27 protein-coding genes, 1 pseudogene and 1 riboswitch are annotated in these 21,108 nt (G+C 35.0%); of the genes and pseudogenes, 25 read left to right on the top strand and 3 right to left on the bottom strand.

Annotated features, from left to right (window positions below; all coding sequences use genetic code 11):
- From glyA to fabZ, 15 genes are all read left to right on the top strand, one after another.
- Positions 1-1,236, top strand: a complete 1,236-nt coding sequence (gene glyA, locus ER639_RS09530; RefSeq protein ID WP_129065559.1) for a serine hydroxymethyltransferase — start codon at positions 1-3, stop codon at positions 1,234-1,236.
- Positions 1,237-1,268: 32 nt separating this feature from the next.
- Complete coding sequence (gene upp, locus ER639_RS09525; protein WP_129065558.1) at positions 1,269-1,898, top strand: uracil phosphoribosyltransferase; 630 nt, start codon at positions 1,269-1,271, stop codon at positions 1,896-1,898.
- Positions 1,899-1,940: 42 nt separating this feature from the next.
- Positions 1,941-3,074, top strand: a complete 1,134-nt coding sequence (gene wecB / locus ER639_RS09520; protein WP_129065557.1) for a non-hydrolyzing UDP-N-acetylglucosamine 2-epimerase — start codon at positions 1,941-1,943, stop codon at positions 3,072-3,074.
- A 208-nt stretch (positions 3,075-3,282) separates the two neighbouring features.
- On the top strand, positions 3,283-3,639 hold the full coding sequence (locus ER639_RS09515) for an ATP synthase subunit I (protein ID WP_129065556.1): 357 nt from the start codon (positions 3,283-3,285) through the stop codon (positions 3,637-3,639).
- A gap of 14 nt (positions 3,640-3,653) precedes the next feature.
- Complete coding sequence (atpB, locus tag ER639_RS09510; protein ID WP_129065555.1) at positions 3,654-4,376, top strand: F0F1 ATP synthase subunit A; 723 nt, start codon at positions 3,654-3,656, stop codon at positions 4,374-4,376.
- Between the two features lie 44 nt (positions 4,377-4,420).
- Positions 4,421-4,633, top strand: a complete 213-nt coding sequence (atpE, locus tag ER639_RS09505; protein ID WP_041636195.1) for a F0F1 ATP synthase subunit C — start codon at positions 4,421-4,423, stop codon at positions 4,631-4,633.
- Between the two features lie 64 nt (positions 4,634-4,697).
- Complete coding sequence (locus ER639_RS09500; protein WP_129065554.1) at positions 4,698-5,231, top strand: F0F1 ATP synthase subunit B; 534 nt, start codon at positions 4,698-4,700, stop codon at positions 5,229-5,231.
- Positions 5,231-5,764, top strand: coding sequence for an ATP synthase F1 subunit delta (gene atpH / locus ER639_RS09495; protein ID WP_129065553.1), 534 nt, complete (start codon positions 5,231-5,233; stop codon positions 5,762-5,764). Before ER639_RS09500 ends, atpH begins: the two co-directional genes overlap by 1 nt.
- 19 nt (positions 5,765-5,783) lie before the next feature.
- The gene (gene atpA / locus ER639_RS09490; protein WP_129065552.1) at positions 5,784-7,292 is read left to right on the top strand and encodes a F0F1 ATP synthase subunit alpha; all 1,509 of its coding nucleotides are present in this window, start codon (positions 5,784-5,786) and stop codon (positions 7,290-7,292) included.
- Between the two features lie 36 nt (positions 7,293-7,328).
- Complete coding sequence (gene atpG, locus ER639_RS09485; protein WP_129065551.1) at positions 7,329-8,195, top strand: ATP synthase F1 subunit gamma; 867 nt, start codon at positions 7,329-7,331, stop codon at positions 8,193-8,195.
- 18 nt (positions 8,196-8,213) lie between these two features.
- Positions 8,214-9,626, top strand: a complete 1,413-nt coding sequence (gene atpD / locus ER639_RS09480; protein ID WP_129065550.1) for a F0F1 ATP synthase subunit beta — start codon at positions 8,214-8,216, stop codon at positions 9,624-9,626.
- Between the two features lie 20 nt (positions 9,627-9,646).
- Positions 9,647-10,054 carry a F0F1 ATP synthase subunit epsilon gene (locus ER639_RS09475; protein WP_129065549.1) on the top strand — a complete coding sequence of 136 codons (408 nt, stop codon included), beginning with the start codon at positions 9,647-9,649 and terminating at the stop codon, positions 10,052-10,054.
- Positions 10,055-10,158: 104 nt separating this feature from the next.
- Positions 10,159-10,383: a DUF1146 domain-containing protein gene (locus tag ER639_RS09470; protein ID WP_129065548.1), complete on the top strand. Its 225-nt coding sequence runs from the start codon at positions 10,159-10,161 to the stop codon at positions 10,381-10,383.
- A 48-nt stretch (positions 10,384-10,431) separates the two neighbouring features.
- The gene (locus ER639_RS09465; RefSeq protein WP_129065547.1) at positions 10,432-10,683 is read left to right on the top strand and encodes a DNA-directed RNA polymerase subunit beta; all 252 of its coding nucleotides are present in this window, start codon (positions 10,432-10,434) and stop codon (positions 10,681-10,683) included.
- On the top strand, positions 10,683-11,120 hold the full coding sequence (fabZ, locus tag ER639_RS09460; protein WP_129065546.1) for a 3-hydroxyacyl-ACP dehydratase FabZ: 438 nt from the start codon (positions 10,683-10,685) through the stop codon (positions 11,118-11,120). The genes ER639_RS09465 and fabZ overlap by 1 nt, the downstream gene beginning before the upstream one ends.
- A gap of 85 nt (positions 11,121-11,205) precedes the next feature.
- Here the strand turns inward: fabZ and ER639_RS09455 are convergent, their stop codons facing one another.
- Positions 11,206-11,634 (bottom strand): YwpF family protein, encoded by a 429-nt coding sequence (locus ER639_RS09455; RefSeq protein ID WP_129065545.1) that lies wholly within the window; start codon positions 11,632-11,634, stop codon positions 11,206-11,208.
- A 209-nt stretch (positions 11,635-11,843) separates the two neighbouring features.
- Here ER639_RS09455 and ER639_RS09450 point away from each other — a divergent pair, with 209 nt between their 5' ends.
- From ER639_RS09450 to yidC, 7 genes and pseudogenes are all read left to right on the top strand, one after another.
- The gene (locus ER639_RS09450; RefSeq protein WP_129065544.1) at positions 11,844-12,587 is read left to right on the top strand and encodes a single-stranded DNA-binding protein; all 744 of its coding nucleotides are present in this window, start codon (positions 11,844-11,846) and stop codon (positions 12,585-12,587) included.
- A gap of 870 nt (positions 12,588-13,457) precedes the next feature.
- A pseudogene (locus tag ER639_RS12450) lies at positions 13,458-13,730 on the top strand (transglycosylase SLT domain-containing protein); the annotation flags it as partial.
- A 95-nt stretch (positions 13,731-13,825) separates the two neighbouring features.
- Positions 13,826-13,920: riboswitch (TPP riboswitch) on the top strand.
- A 78-nt stretch (positions 13,921-13,998) separates the two neighbouring features.
- A complete protein-coding gene (tenA, locus tag ER639_RS09440; protein ID WP_129065543.1) occupies positions 13,999-14,682 on the top strand; it encodes a thiaminase II in 684 nt (227 codons plus the stop codon).
- Positions 14,675-15,469, top strand: a complete 795-nt coding sequence (gene thiD / locus ER639_RS09435; RefSeq protein ID WP_129065542.1) for a bifunctional hydroxymethylpyrimidine kinase/phosphomethylpyrimidine kinase — start codon at positions 14,675-14,677, stop codon at positions 15,467-15,469. The genes tenA and thiD overlap by 8 nt, the downstream gene beginning before the upstream one ends.
- 2 nt (positions 15,470-15,471) lie before the next feature.
- Positions 15,472-16,254, top strand: a complete 783-nt coding sequence (gene thiM, locus ER639_RS09430) for a hydroxyethylthiazole kinase (RefSeq protein WP_129065541.1) — start codon at positions 15,472-15,474, stop codon at positions 16,252-16,254.
- 3 nt (positions 16,255-16,257) lie between these two features.
- Positions 16,258-16,908: a thiamine phosphate synthase gene (gene thiE, locus ER639_RS09425; RefSeq protein WP_129065540.1), complete on the top strand. Its 651-nt coding sequence runs from the start codon at positions 16,258-16,260 to the stop codon at positions 16,906-16,908.
- An 89-nt stretch (positions 16,909-16,997) separates the two neighbouring features.
- A complete protein-coding gene (gene yidC / locus ER639_RS09420; protein WP_129065539.1) occupies positions 16,998-17,852 on the top strand; it encodes a membrane protein insertase YidC in 855 nt (284 codons plus the stop codon).
- A 201-nt stretch (positions 17,853-18,053) separates the two neighbouring features.
- On the opposite strand, the gene ER639_RS09415 is transcribed toward yidC, so the two are convergent.
- Positions 18,054-18,692: an HD domain-containing protein gene (locus tag ER639_RS09415; RefSeq protein ID WP_240664028.1), complete on the bottom strand. Its 639-nt coding sequence runs from the start codon at positions 18,690-18,692 to the stop codon at positions 18,054-18,056.
- 101 nt (positions 18,693-18,793) lie between these two features.
- Here ER639_RS09415 and ER639_RS12510 point away from each other — a divergent pair, with 101 nt between their 5' ends.
- The gene (locus ER639_RS12510; RefSeq protein WP_255420567.1) at positions 18,794-18,916 is read left to right on the top strand and encodes a hypothetical protein; all 123 of its coding nucleotides are present in this window, start codon (positions 18,794-18,796) and stop codon (positions 18,914-18,916) included.
- 76 nt (positions 18,917-18,992) lie between these two features.
- Here ER639_RS12510 and cls read toward each other — a convergent pair whose 3' ends face one another.
- The gene (gene cls / locus ER639_RS09410) at positions 18,993-20,468 is read right to left on the bottom strand and encodes a cardiolipin synthase (RefSeq protein ID WP_129065538.1); all 1,476 of its coding nucleotides are present in this window, start codon (positions 20,466-20,468) and stop codon (positions 18,993-18,995) included.
- A gap of 112 nt (positions 20,469-20,580) precedes the next feature.
- Here cls and ER639_RS09405 point away from each other — a divergent pair, with 112 nt between their 5' ends.
- Positions 20,581-20,853: a metal-sensitive transcriptional regulator gene (locus ER639_RS09405; protein WP_129065537.1), complete on the top strand. Its 273-nt coding sequence runs from the start codon at positions 20,581-20,583 to the stop codon at positions 20,851-20,853.
- 5 nt (positions 20,854-20,858) lie between these two features.
- The gene (locus ER639_RS09400) at positions 20,859-21,056 is read left to right on the top strand and encodes a heavy-metal-associated domain-containing protein (protein WP_129065536.1); all 198 of its coding nucleotides are present in this window, start codon (positions 20,859-20,861) and stop codon (positions 21,054-21,056) included.
- Positions 21,057-21,108 lie beyond the last annotated feature (52 nt).

Genomic DNA, 21,108 nt, shown 5'->3' with positions numbered 1-21,108 from the left:
ATGTCATCAATTCAAAAACAAGATCAAAAAGTATTCGAAGCGATTCAAAAGGAATTTGATCGCCAAAATAAAAATATCGAATTAATTGCATCTGAAAACTTTGTTTCTAAAGCGGTTATGGAAGCACAAGGTTCAGTTTTAACGAATAAATACGCTGAAGGATTTCCTCATAAGCGTTATTATGGTGGTTGTGAATTCGTTGATATCGTAGAAGATTTAGCACGTGATAGAGCGAAAGAAATTTTTGGAGCTGAGCATGCAAATGTGCAACCACACTCTGGTTCACAAGCCAATATGGCTGTATACCGTGTTGCATTAGAACATGGAGATACTGTTTTAGGTATGGACTTATCTCATGGTGGACATTTAACGCATGGATCACCTGTTAACTTTAGTGGAATTGATTACAAGTTCGTTGCTTACGGTGTAGATAAAGAAACTGAAATGATTAATTATGATGAAGTTCGCCGTTTAGCTCATGAACATCAACCAAAATTAATCATTGCTGGTGCATCTGCGTATTCTCGAACAATTGACTTTGAACAGTTTAAAGTGATTGCTGATGAAGTTGGTGCGAAATTGATGGTAGATATGGCACATATCGCAGGTTTAGTGGCTGTTGGTTTACATCCAAATCCAGTGCCTTATGCTGATTTTGTAACGACGACTACTCATAAAACATTACGCGGTCCTCGTGGCGGTATGATTTTATGTAAAGAAGAATACGCAAAAGCAATTGACAAAGCGATCTTCCCTGGTATCCAAGGTGGCCCATTAATGCATGTTATCGCTGCTAAAGCAGTTGCATTTGGTGAAGCGTTACAACCTGAATTTAAAGCTTACCAAACACAAGTGATTGCCAATGCAAAAGCATTATCTGAGCAGTTACAACAACGTGGTTTACGTGTTATTTCTGGTGGAACTGACAACCATGTATTTACGATTGATGTTACAAGTGTTGCTCTGACAGGTAAAGTTGCTGAACACGCTTTAGATGAAGTGCATATTACAACAAATAAAAATACAATTCCGTTTGATACGAACTCTCCGTTTATTACTAGTGGTGTACGTATTGGAACGCCTGCTGTTACAACAAGAGGATTAAAGGAAAAAGAAATGGTTGAAATTGCGAATGTCATCGCAGATGTTTTACATGACCATGAAAATGAAGCGGTATTACAATCAGCAAGAGAACGAATCAGTGCAATTACTGATGCATTCCCTTTACATGATTAAGGTATAGAAAATAAAAAATAGGAAGTGTAACCATGGCAAAAGTAGTAGTATTTGATCACCCATTAATTCAACATAAGTTGAGTTATATCCGAGATGAAAAAACAGGCACTAAAGAATTTCGTGAACTTGTAGATGAAGTAGGTATGTTAATGGCCTATGAAGTCACACGTGATTTAGAACTTGCAGATGTTGAAATTCAAACGCCTGTCACTAAAATGACAGCGAAGCGTTTAGCTGGTAAAAAAGTAGCTGTAGTACCTATTTTACGTGCGGGATTAGGAATGACTGATGGTGTATTAAAAATGATTCCTGCAGCACGTGTAGGTCATATTGGTTTATACCGTGATCCAAAAACATTACAACCTGTTGAATATTTTGCAAAGTTGCCACAAGATATTGAAGAGCGCGATTTTATCGTTGTTGACCCAATGCTTGCAACTGGAGGTTCAGCGATTGAAGCAATCAATTCATTAAAAAAACGTGGCGCAACAAAAATCAGATTCATGTGCCTAATCGCAGCGCCTGAAGGTGTGAAATTATTACAAGAAGCACATCCTGATGTAGATATTTATATTGCGGCATTAGACGAAATGTTAAATGACCATGGTTATATCGTACCAGGTCTAGGTGATGCTGGAGACCGTTTATTCGGAACGAAGTAAGTTTAACGTATTTCAAATCTATTAAATTATTAGGAGACGATCATGAAAAAAATTATGACCGTATTTGGAACAAGACCAGAAGCAATCAAAATGGCACCTCTTGTTCTTGCTTTAAAAGAAGATCCAGACTTACAACCCGTTGTTGTTGTTACTGCACAACATAGAGAAATGTTAGATCAAGTTTTAGAGATTTTTAATATTACACCAGATTATGATTTGAATATAATGAAACCTGGACAAACACTTACTCAAGTGACAAGTCGTGTGTTGGTTGGCTTAGAAGAAGTGATTCAGAAAGAAAAGCCTGACATGATTTTAGTTCATGGTGATACGACAACGACATTTGCTGGAGGCTTGGCTGCATTTTATAATGAAGTCGCAATTGGACATGTGGAAGCAGGACTTCGTACTTACAATAAGTACTCTCCATATCCTGAAGAAATGAATCGTCAAATGACAGGTGTATTGGCGGATTTACATTTTGCGCCAACAGTGGATTCAGCACAAAATTTATTGAACGAAAACAAACCGGAAGCATCGATAGTCATCACTGGTAATACTGCGACGGATGCATTGCATACAACAGTTAATGATGACTATCAATCGGATATTTTAGATCAAGTTAAGGATAAACGTTTGATTTTATTAACTGCACATCGCCGTGAAAATATTGGTCAACCAATGCATAACATCTTTAGTGCGGTGAGACGCATTGTAGATGAATATGATGATGTAGAAGTGATTTATCCAATGCACAAAAATCCAAAAGTCCGTGAAATTGCAGCACAACATTTAGAGGGTCATGATCGTATTCAATTGATTGAACCTTTAGATGTGATTGATTTCCATAACTTTGCAGCTAGAAGTCATTTTATTTTAACGGATTCAGGTGGCGTTCAAGAAGAGGCGCCTTCATTAGGGAAACCGGTATTAGTACTTCGTGATACGACTGAACGTCCTGAAGGTGTTAAAGCAGGTACATTAAAGTTAGCAGGTATTGAAGAAGAAAATATTTATCAATTAACAAAGCAATTATTAGATGATGAAACATTGTTTAATCAGATGAGTGAAGCAAGCAATCCTTATGGAGATGGTCAAGTTTCTAAACGTATTTGTGAACATATTAAATACTATTTTAACTTGACAGATGTAAAACCTGAGCCTTTCACGTCTTAAACATTTTCAAAATCTCGAATTAAAGTTGTAAACAGATATTTTGTACTATATTTGGCGAATATGTGTCTAAAATGTGAACAGAAGAAAAATTTTAATTTTTCAAAGTTTTGTCATGCCATTGACACATATTTTGCCCTATATTATCATAAACTTTGGAATGAAACGGTTTTCATTCGCGTGAAAACTATTTCTAAGGAGTTTTCTTAATATGTCACATTTTAAGACATTTTTTAAGGCTTATTTGCAGTACTATCTTTACTTAATCCTCGTGTTAGCAGGGGTGTATGCCCTTACAACTAGCACTTTTGTCTTAGGATTAATCATCGGTACGATCGCATCTTGCGTGAGTGCTTTTGTATGGTATCATTACTTACATCGAGCAATCGAAAGTGATGCACTATACATCTCAAGTGGTATGGGTGTTCGCTTTTTAATAGCGGTAACAGCTTGCCTCTTCTGGGTGAGGTTTCCTGAGCACATCAACATCTTAGGCGTCGGGCTCGGCCTCATGTTAACGTATGTCATGATCCTCATACATACGATCATCAATTTAAAAAATTTATAAGGGTAGGTGAAGAAATGGGACACGAATCACCCCTCTATGTTTGGAATTTCATGGGACATGATATTATTTTTAACTTGAGTTCTATGTTAATGCTTACAGTTACAGCAGTTATTGTCTTTTTAATTGCGATGATTTGTACACGTAATTTAAGCGTTAGACCTCATGGTAAACAAAACTTCATGGAATGGATTTTCGATTTTGTTAGAGGAATTATCAACAGTAACATGGATTGGAAAAAAGGTGGACGATTCCACTTCTTAGCAGTTACATTGATATTATTCATCTTTGTAGCGAACATGCTAGGATTACCATTCTCAGTTGTCGTAGGACACACTTTATGGTGGAAATCACCAACTGCGGATGCAACAGTAACATTAACTTTATCAACATTAATGGTTGTGTTATCACACTATTATGGTGTTAAAATGCGTGGTACTGGAAATTACTTAAAGAGTTTCGCTCAACCAGTTTGGTTTATGGTACCTTTCAAAATTATTGAAGAGTTCTCATCAACTTTAACGTTAGGTCTGCGTCTTTACGGTAACATCTTTGCAGGTGAAGTTTTACTTGGTTTATTAAGCGGTATTGCAGCGGGTGGCGTTTTAGGTGCCTTTGGTGCAGCAATTCCAACAATTATTTGGCAAGGTTTCTCAATTTTCGTAGGATCAATCCAAGCCTACATTTTCGTAATGTTATCAATGGTTTATATGTCACATAAAGTGTCAGATGACCATTAATATAAAATAAAAAACTATATTATTTCTTTAGGAGGAAATTATTAATGAATTTATTAGCAGCAGCAATCGCAATTGGTTTAGCAGCATTAGGAGCAGGTATCGGTAACGGTTTAATCGTTTCTCGTACAGTTGAAGGTGTAGCACGTCAACCTGAAGCACGTGGTCCATTAATGACTATCATGTTCATCGGTGTAGGTTTAGTTGAGGCCCTTCCAATTATCGCGGTAGTAGTAGCATTCATGGTAATGAACCGTTAATTAATAGATTATTTCCCGGCGAAGTCATTCGTGATTTCGCCATTCATTTATGAATATAACTGCGATGAAAGGAGCGTTACACTTGAATTTCTTAATTTTAGGTGCTGCCGGACACGGTGGTGTTGAATGGGGTACAATCGCGTTTACGCTTGTTACTTTCATTATTTTATTAGCGTTATTATCTAAATTTGCTTTTGGTCCTTTGAAATCGATTATGGATGAGCGCCAAGATGCAATTAATAAAGATATCGACGAAGCAAAGAAACAAAACGAAGCAGCAAAACAATACGCTGAAGAAAATAAAGCTTTATTAGCGAAAACGCAAACAGAAGTTGCTCAAATTATTGAGTCAGCAAAAGCTCAAGCAAAAACAGAACACGAGCAAATTTTACACGAAGCAAATGTACGTGCGAACAGCTTAGTTGCTAACGCACAAGTTGAAATTGAGCAAGAGAAGAAACGTGCGATTGCAGATATTAATGATCGCGTTGCTGAATTATCAGTATTAATTGCACAAAAAGTAATTAATAAAGAAATTAATGCAGCAGATCAACAACAATTAGTACGTGACTTCATTCAAGAGGCAGGCGAGAAATAATGGCTAAAGTCGTTAATAAATTCGCCGAGAGCTTGTTCGAAGTTTCTAAAAATGCAGGTGTTGTAGAAACTGTTTTTGCTGATTTACAAGAAATCGAGAAAGCATTAAAAGATAATGAAGCTTTTAAAACTTTCTCAGACAATCCAAAAGTTTCAAAAGATGAGCGTTTAGCGTTCGTATTAAATACGTTTAAAGGTGTGGATGCACCTTTATTAAACACAATCAAACTTTTAGCAGATAAAAAGCAATTAGGATTATTACCTGAAATTGCAAAAGCATTTTCAGCATTCCGTGATGCTGATTTAAATCAAGCACATATGAAAGTTGAATCTGTATATCCTTTATCTACTGAAGAGTTAGATGCAATTGGTGCTAGTTTTATCAAACGTACTGGTTACCACAAATTATTAATTGAAAATGTAATTAATGAATCATTAGTGGGCGGTATTCGCGCTACAATCGGAACGACAGTATATGATGGGTCAGTATTGAATGACTTAAATAGACTAGAAAAATCGTTTCATCAACAATAATTTTTAAGGAGTGACATAAATGGCCATCAAAGCTGAAGAAATCAGTGCGTTACTTAAATCTCAGATTGAAAACTATGAGTCTGGTGTAACAGTAACAGATGTAGGTACTGTAATCCAAGTCGGTGACGGTATCGCATTAGTACATGGTTTAAACGACGTTATGGCAGGGGAACTTGTTGAATTTCATAACGGCGTATTAGGTCTTGCACAAAACTTAGAAGAAGATAACGTAGGTGTGGTTATTTTAGGACCATATTCAGATATTAAAGAAGGCGACGAAGTAAAACGTACTGGTCGCATTATGAGTGTGCCTGTAGGTGAAGAATTAATCGGTCGTGTGGTTAACCCATTAGGTCAACCAATTGACGGCAGAGGACCACTTAACACAACTAAAACACGTCCAATCGAATCACCAGCAACTGGTGTTATGGATCGTAAATCAGTTGATGAGCCACTTCAAACAGGTATCAAAGCGATTGACGCATTAGTACCTATCGGACGTGGTCAACGTGAGTTAATCATCGGTGACCGTCAAACTGGTAAAACAACTGTAGCTATCGATACAATCTTAAACCAAAAAGACGAAGACATGATCTGTGTGTACGTTGCGATTGGTCAAAAAGAATCAACAGTACGTACTGCAGTTGAAACTTTACGTCAACACGGTGCTTTAGATTACACAATCGTTGTATCAGCATCTGCATCTCAACCTGCACCATTATTATACATCGCGCCATACGCTGGTGTAGCAATGGCAGAAGAGTTCATGTTCAATGGTAAACACGTATTAATCGTATATGATGATTTAACAAAACAAGCAGCAGCTTACCGTGAGTTATCATTATTATTACGTCGTCCGCCAGGTCGTGAAGCTTACCCAGGGGATGTATTCTACTTACATAGCCGTTTATTAGAACGTGCAGCTAAATTAAATGATGATTTAGGTGGCGGTTCTATTACTGCATTACCATTCGTTGAAACACAAGCAGGGGATATCTCAGCTTATGTACCTACAAATGTAATCTCAATCACTGATGGACAAATCTTCTTACAATCAGATTTATTCTTCTCAGGTGTACGTCCAGCGATCAACGCCGGATTATCAGTATCACGTGTAGGTGGTTCAGCACAAATTAAAGCAATGAAAAAAGTTGCGGGTACGTTACGTTTAGACTTAGCATCTTACCGTGAATTAGAATCATTCGCTCAATTCGGTTCTGACTTAGATCCACAAACAAAAGCAAAATTAGAACGTGGTAAACGTACGGTTGAAGTATTAAAACAAGACCAAAACAAACCACTTACTGTAGATAAACAAGTTGTTATCTTATATGCATTAACTAAAGGTCACTTAGATGATATTCCTGTTCAAGATATTACACGTTTTGAAGATGAATTCTTAAGCTGGGTTGGTAACAACGCATCTCACTTATACAGTGAAATTCGTGAAACTAAAGGTTTACCAGCAGATGAGAAATTCGTTGAAGCAATTGATGCATTCAAGAAAGTCTTCAAGAAATCAGAGTAGTATTTTAGGAAATTAATCAAAAGGTGGTGACTAACTGTGGCTTCATTGAGAGAGATTAAAGGCCGTATAACTTCAACGAAGAAAACGAGCCAAATTACAAAAGCGATGCACATGGTATCTAACTCAAAGTTACGCCGAGCGGAAGAAAATGCGAAAGCGTTCTATCCATATATGGATAAAATGCAAGAAGCAATTATTGCAATTGGTGGTAATAATAGTGATGCGACGCATCCGATGTTACAAAAGCGTCCTGTTAAGAAAACAGGTTATCTTGTGATTACTTGTGATAAAGGTTTAGCAGGTCCTTACAATGCAAACATCTTAAAAAATGTAACAAATGCAATCAAAGAACGTCATAACAATGACCATAATGCTTATGGTATTTTAGTCATCGGTCGTGTTGGTCGCGATTTCTTAAAATCACGCGGATACAATGTTGAAGGTGAAGTTGTTGGTTTACCTGAACAACCATCTTTCAAATCGATCAAAGAAATTACTCAAAAAGCAGTTTCAAAATTTGAAACAGGCCATTATGATGAAATCTTTATGCATTTCTCACATTTTGTTAGTGTTTTAGAGCAACAAGTACAAGAACGCAAAATCTTACCAATTTCTAAAGATGATGTGACTGGTGAAACAACATTAAGTAATTATGAGTTTGAACCAGATAAAGATGCAATCTTAGAAGTCATCTTACCGCAATATGCTGAAAGCTTAATTTACGGTGCATTATTAGATGGTAAGGCAAGTGAGCATGCTTCTCGTATGACAGCAATGAAAAATGCAACAGACAATGCAAAAGAATTAATTGATGATTTATCATTACAATATAACCGTGCACGTCAAGCAGCAATTACGCAACAAATTACTGAGATTGTCGGCGGCGCAGCGGCACTAGAATAAACTTTGGGAGGAATAAACATGGCAGTAGGTCACGTAATCCAAGTTATGGGTCCTGTAATTGACGTTAAGTTTGAACATGGTCAATTACCAGCATTAAACAATGCCTTAACTTTAGATATCGTACGTGAAGAAGGTACAACTAAACTTGCTTTAGAAGTTGCCCTTCACTTAGGTGATGATGCAGTTCGTACAATCGCGATGAGTTCAACAGACGGTGTTAAACGTGGTGCGGTTGTTACAGATACAGGTTCACCAATTTCTGTACCTGTAGGTGACGTTACATTAGGACGTGTATTCAACGTATTAGGAGATAAAATTGACTTAGATGGAGAAATTCCTGCAGATGTTCGTCGTGATCCAATTCATAGACAAGCACCTAAGTTTGAAGAATTATCAACTAAAGTTGAAATTTTAGAAACAGGTATTAAAGTAGTAGACTTATTAGCACCTTACATTAAAGGTGGTAAAATCGGATTATTCGGTGGTGCCGGTGTAGGTAAAACTGTATTAATTCAAGAATTAATCAACAATATCGCTCAAGAGCACGGTGGTATTTCAGTATTCGCAGGTGTTGGTGAAAGAACACGTGAAGGTAACGACTTATTCCACGAAATGAGTGACTCAGGCGTTATTAAGAAAACAGCAATGGTATTCGGACAAATGAACGAGCCACCTGGTGCACGTATGCGTGTAGCTTTATCTGGTTTAACAATGGCTGAATACTTCCGTGATGAACAAGGTCAAGACGTACTTTTATTCATCGATAACATCTTCCGTTTCACACAAGCAGGTTCAGAGGTATCGGCATTATTAGGTCGTATGCCATCTGCCGTTGGTTACCAACCAACACTTGCTACTGAAATGGGTCAATTACAAGAACGTATCACATCTACAAACGTAGGTTCAGTTACATCTATCCAAGCGGTATTCGTACCTGCCGATGACTATACTGACCCAGCGCCAGCAACTGCTTTCGCTCACTTAGATGCAACAACTAACTTAGAGCGTAAATTAACTGAGATGGGTATCTACCCAGCCGTTGACCCATTAGCGTCAACATCTCGTGCGTTAACACCAGCTGTTGTTGGAGAAGAGCATTACCATGTAGCGCGTGGCGTTCAAGCAACATTACAAAAGTACCGTGAATTACAAGATATCATCGCTATTTTAGGTATGGATGAATTGTCTGATGAAGATAAAAAGACAGTTGCACGTGCACGTCGTATCCAATTCTTCTTAAGTCAAAACTTCCACGTTGCGGAACAATTTACTGGTCAAAAAGGTTCTTATGTTCCTGTAGCGCAAACAGTTCAAGACTTTAAAGCGATTTTAGAAGGTAAATATGACCATATCCCTGAAGATGCTTTCCGTTTAGTTGGTGGCATTCAAGACGTTTTAGCGAAAGCGAAAGAAATGGGCGTAGAAGTATAATTTAATTAGGAGGTAATACAATGAATACAATCGCAATTGATATTGTCACTCCTAATGGATCAGTTTACTCAAACGACCAAGCTGAACTTATCGTTTTACAAACTGAAACAGGTGAAATGGGTGTGATGGCTGGACATATTCCTACAGTCGCACCACTTAAAATTGGTGCAGTTCGTGTGTCTATTGGTAATTCAAAAGAACATATTGCTGTTACTGAAGGATTTGCCGAAATTAGACCCGGGCAAGTAACTGTACTTGTACAAGCTGCTGAAGTTGCAGATGAAATCGATATCGAACGCGCGAAAGAATCATTAAAACGTGCTGAAGAGCGTTTGCAACATCAGAAACAAGAAAATGTTGACTTCCAAAGAGCGGAACGTGCGTTACACCGTGCGATTAACCGTATTGAAGTTTCAAAGTTTAGATAAAGGTTTTTAACCTTGAACAAAGCCGAACAAAATTAGAATTCGCATTTGGAATTTTGGTTTTGTTCGGTTTTTTATCATTTAATAACAGAATTGAGTGTGAAGTTATGGATGCTGTTTATGCACTGCCAAGTTTAGTTTTATATGTCATTATGTTTTTTGTTAGCTTTTATGCACTTAGAGCAGTTAGACTTGATCAATGGTTTAAAAAAATGCATACGACAGAAATCCAAATACTCCTGCTTTTAATGAGTATGGTACTTGGATATTTAAGTAGTCGATTTATTATGGATATCATTATATTTAGCAATCAAATGCTACAGTTTTTTTAAAAGTGTGTTTCTAATTGAAATTTGATAAAATAACAAAGAGGTGATTACATGCAAAACAAAATAAACAAAGAAAAAATAAAGCGTTTTTTCTATCAACCTAAAACCAGCGAAATACGTGGCACAATTGTTCAACATCGAAGTATACCGTTAATCTCAATCTTTATTGTGGTGATTGTGTTATCAATACTGATGTTTGTGATTGGCTTAATGATTGGTTACGGTGTTTTGCATTCACCATTAGAAATATTCAATCCAAAAACATGGCAACATGCTATGGAACTGACAGGGAGTAAAAAATGATGGAAACAATATTAACATTTGATGAAATTAAAAAGATTATTCCGCACCGTTACCCATTTTTATTAATTGACAGAATTGTTGAATTAGAAGATGGAAAGAAGTGTACAGGTCTTAAGCAAGTCAGTGGTAATGAGCCGTTTTTCCAAGGGCATTTCCCAGAATATGCAGTAATGCCTGGCGTATTAATTGTAGAAGCTTTAGCGCAAGTAGGTGCTGTAGCAATGTTAAAATTAGAAGAAAATCAAGGAAAACTTGCAATGTTTACTGGCATTGATAAATGTCGATTTAAACGTCAAGTCACTCCGGGTGATACTTTAATGTTAGAAGTTGAGATGACACGTGTTAAAGGACCATTAGGTAAAGGTGTAGCAAAAGCAACTGTAAATGGTGAATTAGCTTGTAGTTGTGAAATTAGCTTTGCGATATTAGAAAAATAACCAGAATGATTGCATACGTGCAGTCATTCTGGTTTTATTTTTTTCTTCAGTTTTTACTTGTTGCTAAGCGTTTTTGAACCAGTCTCTATTTTTTAGCTTCGTCTTTCAGCTTTGGTTTTGATTGCATGAGTCGGTTAAATGCTGTGATCAATTCGCTGCCACTTAATCCATCTGCCACGAGTTGCTCTAATAACTTTTCAGCATAGGCTTGTCGATGTGTGTAGATGTGACATTCTAACACGACAGAAATTTTTTCTTTGAGTTGATGAACGCTCTTTATCGTTGCTTCAAATAATGCAGGATCATTAGACGGTCTAGTAATCACAACACGGGTATCTAATACTGTTTCTAAGTTCATGTAGTTTTGCATTTTGTCTAAATGCAAATCATCAATCAATATTTCTAATAACCAACTGCCATCTTCTTTGTTTATAATGACGCCGTCATGTAATTCATATTCTTCAACTGATTCATTATCAATAATTTGAAATCTTACTGCTTTAAATGTTTTCATAGGCATTTCCCTCCAATTTCAATGATATAAAATGAAAAAATTTATATCAAAATACAAAGATTTATAAAATATAGTCGATGTTGCACCATTTTTAAAAAATTGATGTTATTGCTTTAATTTTAGAACAGTTCATTGTTTATTTCATCAATTATTGCTTTTTTTATTTTCATTCGATTTATTTTATATTTTGTTTGGAAGGAGGTGAAAACATGATAAACAAAGTCATCCTTGCAGGTCGTATTGCAAATGAACCTGTGTTAAATAAGTTTTCAAATGATTTTGCAGTGACTACATTTAATATTGCGGTTGATCGTGGTTATAAAAGAGACAGTGAAAAACAAAATGTAGATTTTCTGTATTGTAAAGCATTTAATAAAACGGCACGAAATATTCATGCATATTGTAAAGTAGGGAGTGGCGTTTGTATTACAGGTCAAATTCATAATAATAAGTTTGAAAAAGACGGAAAAGTGCAGTACATGACAGAAATCATGATTGAAAATATAAAATTTTTACCGAGCTTTGGTAAAATTCAAACTGGCGATATGCTACCAAAAACGCCTGATGAAATATGGCAAGAGATGTCTGATAATGAAAAAACGCATCTCATGATGTTGAAAAAAGAATCGTATTTAAGAGAATACGTGAAAAAGCAAAGTCAAAATATTACTGAAAAACATGATACACAAGAACATAAAGAAGTGATTGCAAAAGCAACAGAAGCTAAATGGCAACAAGATCTCAATGAAAGTTTATTAAAAGATAATGAATCATTATCAAAAGAAAGCAACAATATTGAAGTAACTACAGATTCAGAAACTAACACATCTGAAAGTAAAGAAACCAATGAAATAGCTGAGGATATTAAAAACGAAGCAGCTCAAATTGTTGATGAATTGAATCATAAAGCGAATGATTCAGAAGAAGAAATAACGACAGAATTACCCTTTTAACTAAATCCTTTTTATCCCAACTATACAAACTCACATTACTCACAAATAAGGAACACAAACTCAGTGCTGAAGTTTGTGTTTCTTTTTTTATTAAAAGAATTGATTTTTTAATAAATAATATGTGAATGTTCTGAAAATATCATTTTGTGATATGTCTGTAATATTATTGTAATTTTACGACTTAAGTTATTATATTGCTGTAACCTATGAAATCAAAATCCGTGATAAAGTATTAACGTTGAATAAATTTACAAATAAATGAGACGTATATATAGAGAGATTTCAAAATTAGAGGAGAATTAAATTATGAAAAAAATGATTACAGCAACATCTATCGCAGTATTATCTTCAGCAATCGTAGGCGCTAACGCAAACGCTCAAGTACATAAAGTAGAAGCAGGCGAATCTTTATGGTCAATCGCTGATAAATACAATACAACAATTGCAAACATCAAAAAAATTAACAAATTAGAATCAAACTTAATTTTACCAAACCAAAAGATTGAAGTTTTAGTAAACGGTAAATACAAAGTGAAAAAAGGCGATACAATTAAATCAATCGCTAAAAAATATGGTGTTAAAGTTGAGAAAATCAAAAAATGGAACAAAATTAAATCAGATAAAGATTTAAAAGTTGGGAAATTAATTATTTTAGATAAAGGTTCTATGAAAAATAATGTTGCACAAGTAGCAACTGAAAAAGTTGAAACTGCAGTTAAAACAACACAAACAAGTGCTCCAGTTCAAGCGATTCAAACATCATCTGTAAGTGCACCAACTGCTGAAGTTTCACAAGCACCAACTTACAAAGCACCAGTACAACAAACATCATACCAACCAGCTCAAGCGCCAGTTCAATCAGCACCAACAAGTGGTATTCGTTTAGCTAACGGTAACACTGCTGGTTCAGTAGGTTCAGCAGCTGCTCAAGAAATGGCTAAACGTACAGGAGTACCAGCATCTACATGGCAAGCAATCATTGCTCGTGAATCAAATGGTCAAGTAAATGCTTACAACCCATCAGGTGCTTCAGGTTTATTCCAAACTATGCCAGGTTGGGGTTCAACTGCAACAGTTCAAGATCAAATCAACGCTGCAACTAAAGCATACAATGCTCAAGGTTTATCAGCTTGGGGATTCTAATATAATCCATTCAAACACACTAGCAAAAGCTAGTGTGTTTTTTTATTTGCAAATTTCATATACCTTTTCTATACTTAAATTAAGTTAATAAATTTGTTCACTGCTAGGGGTGCCATTTGGCTGAGACGTTTTCACGAACCCTTTACCTGATCTGGATAATGCCAGCGTAGGAAAGTAGTGTTAGGACCTTTGCTAACCTATTTTCTGTCTGAAAATAGGTTTTTTTGTGGATAAATTTAATGACGAATTCATTTTTTAGGAGGCAGTTATGTTTATTGAATCAGTAAAAAAAGAAGCAGAAGTCATTATTGAACAAATCTATCAAGATGACTTTATACAAGGTGTCATCAGAGGGGATATTGACAAAGAAGCCATTCGCCATTATTTACAAGCAGATAGTCGTTATTTGAATGAGTTTGCAAAGATTTATGCTTTGCTTATTCCAAAGTTAAATGATGATGAAGATGTAAGATTTTTATTAGAGCAAATTGATTTTGTAATGAATGGCGAAGTGTCAGCACATTACACAATGGCAGATTATGTTGGGGAAGCTTATCAAGATATTATTAAAAACGGTGCATGGTATCCTTCTAGTGATCATTATATTAAGCATATGTATTACAATGCTTATCATTATAGCGATGCTAGTTTTACAATTTGTGCAATGGCACCATGTCCATACGTTTATCAACAATTGGCGTTAAAAATCACTGAGCGTCATGACTTAACGGGTAATCCTTTAAAAGATTGGGTTGATTTTTATACGAAAAATATGGATGAATTGATGCATCATTTAGATCGATGGGTGGATGATTTTGCACAGCGTGCGACAGATGAAGAAAAAGAAATTTTAAGAAAAAATTTCTTAGAAAGCTGTGTGCATGAACGCAATTTCTTCCAAATGAGTGTAGATCAAGAGAAATGGTCGTTTGAAGGTGAACAATATGTTTAATACAGCATTATCTATTGCGGGTACAGATCCAACGGGCGGTGCTGGAACAACTGTTGATTTAAAGGTATTTCAGTCAAGAAGTGTTTACGGCATGAGTGTTGTGACAAGTATCGTTGCACAAAATACATTAGGGGTACAACAAGTATTTAATCAGCCGGTAGAAGTCATTGAAGCACAATTAGAAAGTGTTTATTCAGACATTGTACCGAATGCTGTTAAAACGGGGATGCTTGCGAGTAGTGACGTTATGGATGTGGTACGTCCTTATATCGAAAAGCATATTCAAACGGTGCCATATGTTATTGACCCAGTAATGGTTGCTAAAAGTGGTGATGCACTACTGGATAAACAAGGACAAATGGCTGTCAGAACTAAGTTATTAGATTTAGCGACTGTTGTAACACCGAATATTCCAGAGTTAGAAACAATTTTAGAAATGAAAGTAGAAACGATGGACGATGTGTTATTAGCAGGCAAGCGATTTATAAAAGAAATCGGCTCACAATCGGTATTAATCAAAGGTGGACATTTAAAAGGGGACGCAACAGATTATTTATTTTTAAATGATACAATGCTTACATTACCAGGTGAGCGCTATAATACAAAACATACGCATGGTACAGGTTGCACATATTCTGCAGTCATTACGTCAGAACTTGCTAAAGGTAAATCCATAGAAGAAAGTGTAAGACTAGCTAAACGTTATATGGATTTAGCGATTAAACATACACCAGAACTTGGGCATGGACAAGGTCCAGTCAATCACTTTGCATTTAAAGGGGAATAAAAATGAGATTAAATGAGATTAGAAAAGATAACCCATTGATTATTTGTATGACTAATGATGTCGTAAAAAACTTTACTGCAAATGGCTTATTAGCACTTGGTGCGAGTCCAGCAATGGCAGAAGCGAAAGAAGAAATGGATGCATTTTTATCTGTTGCTGGCGCATTGTTAATCAATATCGGTTCATTACATCCTTCAAGAGTAGAAGATATGCGTGAAGCGGTTAAATATGCGAATAAGCATCAAGTACCCGTTGTACTTGATCCAGTAGCGAGTGGTGCATCATCATTTAGAAAAGAATTTTGTTTAAATTTATTGAATGACTTTGATATTTCAGTAATTAGAGGAAATGCAAGTGAGCTTCTAGCCCTTTTAGAAGAAACAACAATGAAAGGGACAGATAGCAGAACAGATTTAAATAACGTTGAAATTGCTAAACGAGCACATGAAATATTTGGTTCAGCGATTGTTATTACAGGAGAAGTAGATACGATTGTACAAGATAATCGTGTTGCCTTAGTGAAAAATGGCACATCATTATTAACAAAAGTTACAGGTGGCGGATGTTTATTAGGAGCAGTTGTTGCGAGTTTTGTATATAATAAGGTTAAACCGACATTAGAAGACTTAACTGAAGCACTTGCAGCATATACTGTTGCGAGTGAATTCGCATGTAAGTTACCTAATGGTACGCTACCGGGCCATTTTGCAGTACATTTAATTGATCAATTGTATGAAATTACTGAAGATGATATCGTAGCGAATCAGAGAGTGGAAGAAGTGTAGTGGATGAAGCAAAATTTTGATCAATCAATATTGAAGGTTTATTTTATTGCAGGGACACAAGATACACCTTCAAAAGATGCTTTTATCAGCATTTTACAATCAGCATTAGAAGCGGGCATAACTTGTTTTCAATTACGCGAGAAAGGTGAGAATGCCTTAACTGGTGAGGCAAAGCTTGCACTTGCAAAAGAAGTGAAAGCACTTTGTCAAAAATACAACGTACCATTTATTGTGAATGATGATATTGAACTTGCAAAAGCAGTGGATGCAGATGGCATTCATCTAGGGCAAGATGATGAGAAAATTGAAAATATCATCCATGACTTTGAAGACAAAATCATTGGATTATCAGTAAGTACGTTGCAAGAATATGATAATTCAGATTTAGCACATGTCGATTATATTGGGGTTGGACCTGTTTATCAAACAAGTTCTAAAAGTGATGCGAAACAACCGGGTGGTATTGAATTGATTCGTAAAATGCGATTATATGATAAACACATTCCTATCGTTGCAATTGGTGGTATTACATCTACAAATTGTGAAATGATATTAAAAGCAGGTGCAAATGGTATTTCTACCATTTCATCAATCACAAAAGCTAATGATGTTAAAAGTGTGGTTGAAGCATATAAAGCGTATTATCAATCATAAATACGTGACAATATTGTAATATTAGTTTAAGTATGTGCATTTATATGTTAAAATTACCTCTATGTGAATAAAATTTTTGAGGTGAAGAAATGAAAAATAAGGCATTGTTGCCACTGCTTCTAGGGATTACAGTATTCTTAGCAGGTTGTGATTATTCAAAACAAGAAAATCGTAAAGGTTTCTTCTATGATACGTTTGTACATCCTTTAGACCAATTAATTCATTGGTTAGGATCAAACATGGGCCACAATTACGGTTTAGCAATCATTGCAATTACTTTAATTGTACGTTTAGCGTTGTTCCCATTTATGATGAGAACATACAAGAACCAAAGTATCATGAAAGAAAAAATGGCTTTAATTAAGCCACAATTAACAGAAATTCAAGAACGTACGAAGCGTGCTCGTACACAAGAAGAAAAAATGCAAGCACAACAAGATATGATGGCATTATATAAAGATAACGGTATTAACCCATTAAACATGGGATGTTTACCATTGTTAATTCAATTGCCAATCGTTACTGGTTTATTCTATGTATTAAAATATCCTACAGAAGGCGGTATTACAAAATACCCACACTTCTTATGGTTTGATTTAACAAAAACAGATATCGCATTAACAGTCATTGCGGGTATTGTTTATGCAGTACAAGCTTATGTATCAATGCAAAATATTCCGGATGAACAAAAACAACAAATGAAAATGATGATGTTCATCTCACCAATTATGATCGTTTGGATGTCAGCAATAGCTCCTGCTGCATTACCATTATATTGGGCAGTAGGTGGCGCGTTCTTAGTATTCCAAACATGGTTAGGGAATAAGTTCTATAGTAAGAAAGTACACGAAGAATTAGCACCAATGATTGAAGCGCATGAACGAGAAGAAGCTGCACAACGTAAGAATACGAAAGTAGCACCAAAAAAGAAAAAAAGAAAATAAAAACATAGAGGCTGGGACATAAGTGTTCTGCCACAAGCAAAAACCGGACAAAACGTATAAATCGCTTTTTGATTTATCGTTTTTGTTCGGTTTTTGTTGTAGTGGCAACTTATGTTCCGCCGTTTAGTCTCTTTATCATTAGGTAACAATTACTTTGTACTCAACCGCATAAAATAAAGGCTAGGACATTTGTCCTAGCCTTTATTTTATGCCATTCCACTCGTGAAAAAACATCTCTATAAATTGCTCCATATAAGCATGTTTTTCTTCAGCGAGTTGCTTACCTGTTGTTGTATTCATTAAGTCTTTTAATTTGAATAGTTTTTCATAGAAATGATTAATCGCTGTTGATGGTTCACGATATGTTTTAGTTAAATCTTCTCGCACTTTAATGTTAGGGTCATACATCGCTTCACCGAATTTGCCAGCAAACTGAAATGTACGTGCAATACCAATCGCACCTAAAGCATCTAATCGATCTGCATCTTGAACAATATGTCCTTCAAGAGATTTTAATTTCCCTTCATTAATACCACCTTTAAAGCTCATATATTTTAATATATGTATGATTGCTTCTCGGTCTTTTTGAGGTAATTCGATTTGATTAAAGAATAGTTCTAAATTTGCATAAGCAGTTTCTTCATCAAATAATTTCTCATCAACAGTATCATGTAGTAATGCAGCCATTTCTACTATAAATAAGTTGGCTTTTTCTTTTTTAGCAATATATAAAGCAAGTTTTCTTACACGTTCAATATGATAATAATCATGTCCTGAACGTTCTTTTTCTAATAGTACTTTCACATAGTCTTCAGCTTGTTTAATCATGTTATTTGTCATTTGTGAAAAATTCCTTTCTTTTATGTTTACATTTTTTAAAGTGGTGGTATAATAAATCTATAAATTATCAGAAAATTCTTAAAACTAAGGGGATGTTATTTATGAATCTATCATATCGTTTTGAATTAACTAAAAAACAAAAGATGATTGGTTTTTCTTATCTCGCTTTACATTCACTATTTTTCTTAAATATTGCAGCAGATTTTGTATTCTTTCATTTATAATATATAAATTTAAGAAAATGAATAAAATCTTAAAGGGATTGAGTCGATATTATTGGCTCAATCCCTTTTTAGGTGATTATAAGATTGGTGAAATCAATCTTGCTATAGCTTCTTTTATTTTTATCCATAATACACGAGATTCATAAATTTCAGTAGTTAATTGCGATGAGACTTTAATATCTTCTAAAAATGTATTCTTTAGTTCTGTTGCGACTTTGGCATCATATATAAATGCATTGACTTCAAAGTTTAAATCAAAACTTCTAAAGTCCATATTTGCTGTACCAACACTTGCAACTTCATCATCAATTAGGACCATTTTCGTATGAATAAATCCTTGTTCATAAATATAAATGTTACAGCCATATTCTAATAAGATACCAACGTTTGAATAAGTTGCCCAGTATACAAATGGGTGATCGGGTTTATTCGGTATCATAATGTTCACTTCAACACCTGTCATTGCAGCGATTTTAATCGCATCAAGTAATGAGTCGTCTGGAATGAAGTAAGGTGTTTGAATGTAAATCGATTTTTTGGCACTGGTAATCATTTTTAAATAACCATATTTAATGTGTTGTTCTGTTGAATCTGGGCCGCTTGAAGATATTTGTACGCCAATATCACCTTGCGAATGAACATCTGGGAAGAATTTCTCTTCGTAATGTAAATTATTACGATTGAATTGTGAGTTCCAATCCATCATAAATCGAAGTTGTAATGCATTTACCGCATCGCCTTCGATTTTGAGATGTGTGTCACGCCAATAACCAAATCGTTTGTCTAAACCTAAATATTCATCACCGACATTAAAGCCACCAATATACCCAATCTTTCCGTCGATAACAACAATCTTACGGTGGTTTCGGTTGTTCATCCTTAAATTGATTAATGGGAGACTAGACTTAAAGAATGCTTCTACTTGGCCACCTAATGCTTTAAAGTCTTTAAAACGAGATAATGTTAATGTTCTTGACCCGATATCATCATAGAGCATTCGTACTTCTACGCCTTCTTTTAACTTTTCTTCTAAAGCATCGATGATTTCTTTACCAATCCCATCACGTTTAAAAATATAATATTGAATGTGTATATGATCTTTAGCATTTTTTATATCATGTAATAAACTATCAAACTTTTTACGACCATCTGTGAGAATGGTTATTTTATTGTCTGTTGTTAAGAAAGAAGCATTGTTGTTTAATAGCATGCGAATTAAATCTTGATGTTTAGAAAGTTCTAAAGAATGACCTTTAAGTTCATTCTTATCTAGTGCTTCTATTTGCTCATTAACGATATGTTCAAGACCGACTTTATCTTGTTCATCGAGTTTAAAAATATCTTGTCGCCAAATTTGTCTACCGAATAATAAATAGGCGATAAAGCCGATAATCGGTAAAAAGAATAAGACAAATAGCCATGCCCAAGTTGAACCTGCTTGTCTTCTTTCCATAAATATAATGACAAAGGCTAAAAAGAGGTTGATAATAAATCCTAAAAAGAATAAAACAGATGAAATATTATAGAAATCAATAAGTTGAAATATATCCATATAAACCTCCTTTTTATTTATTATACATGATAATCATATTTAAGGCAGTTTGACATATACCCTTATAGGGTATAGAATGTATTTATTAAAACGACTGTTGTGGAGGTATACGATGACAGCGGATTTAGCAACTAAAAAAAATCTTCAAACAAGATTGAATCGTATCGAAGGTCAAGTCAGAGCGATTAACCGAATGATACAAGAAGATGTTTATTGTGATGATGTATTAACGCAAATTGCTGCAACAAGACAAGCTTTAAATTCGGTCAGTCATTTGTTGTTAGAGCAACATATGAAGACTTGTATTGTAGATAAAATTAATCACAATGAAACAGAACAAGCAATGGAAGAATTACTAAAAACATTTAAAAGAATGAAAGGATGATTCAAATGGAAAAAGTAATTAAAGTTGAAGGTATGACATGTAATCATTGTAAAGCTAGTGTAGAAGAAGCGGCAAATGGTATTGAAGGTGTTCAAGGTAAAGTCGATTTAGAACAAGGTACATTAACACTTCAAATGGAAAATGATCAAATAGAAGCTGTTAAAGCGGCAGTCGAAGATATCGGTTTTGACGTAATCATTTAACAATCTTAATAATCAGTTTTCAAAAAATTTACACAAATAAGTCTCAAGGCCT

The organism is Macrococcus sp. DPC7161 (assembly GCF_004117835.1).
Taxonomy (GTDB): Bacteria; Bacillota; Bacilli; order Staphylococcales; family Staphylococcaceae; genus SDSC01.
Note: the sequence above shows the minus strand (reverse complement) of the source record. Positions and strands in the feature narration are given on the sequence as shown.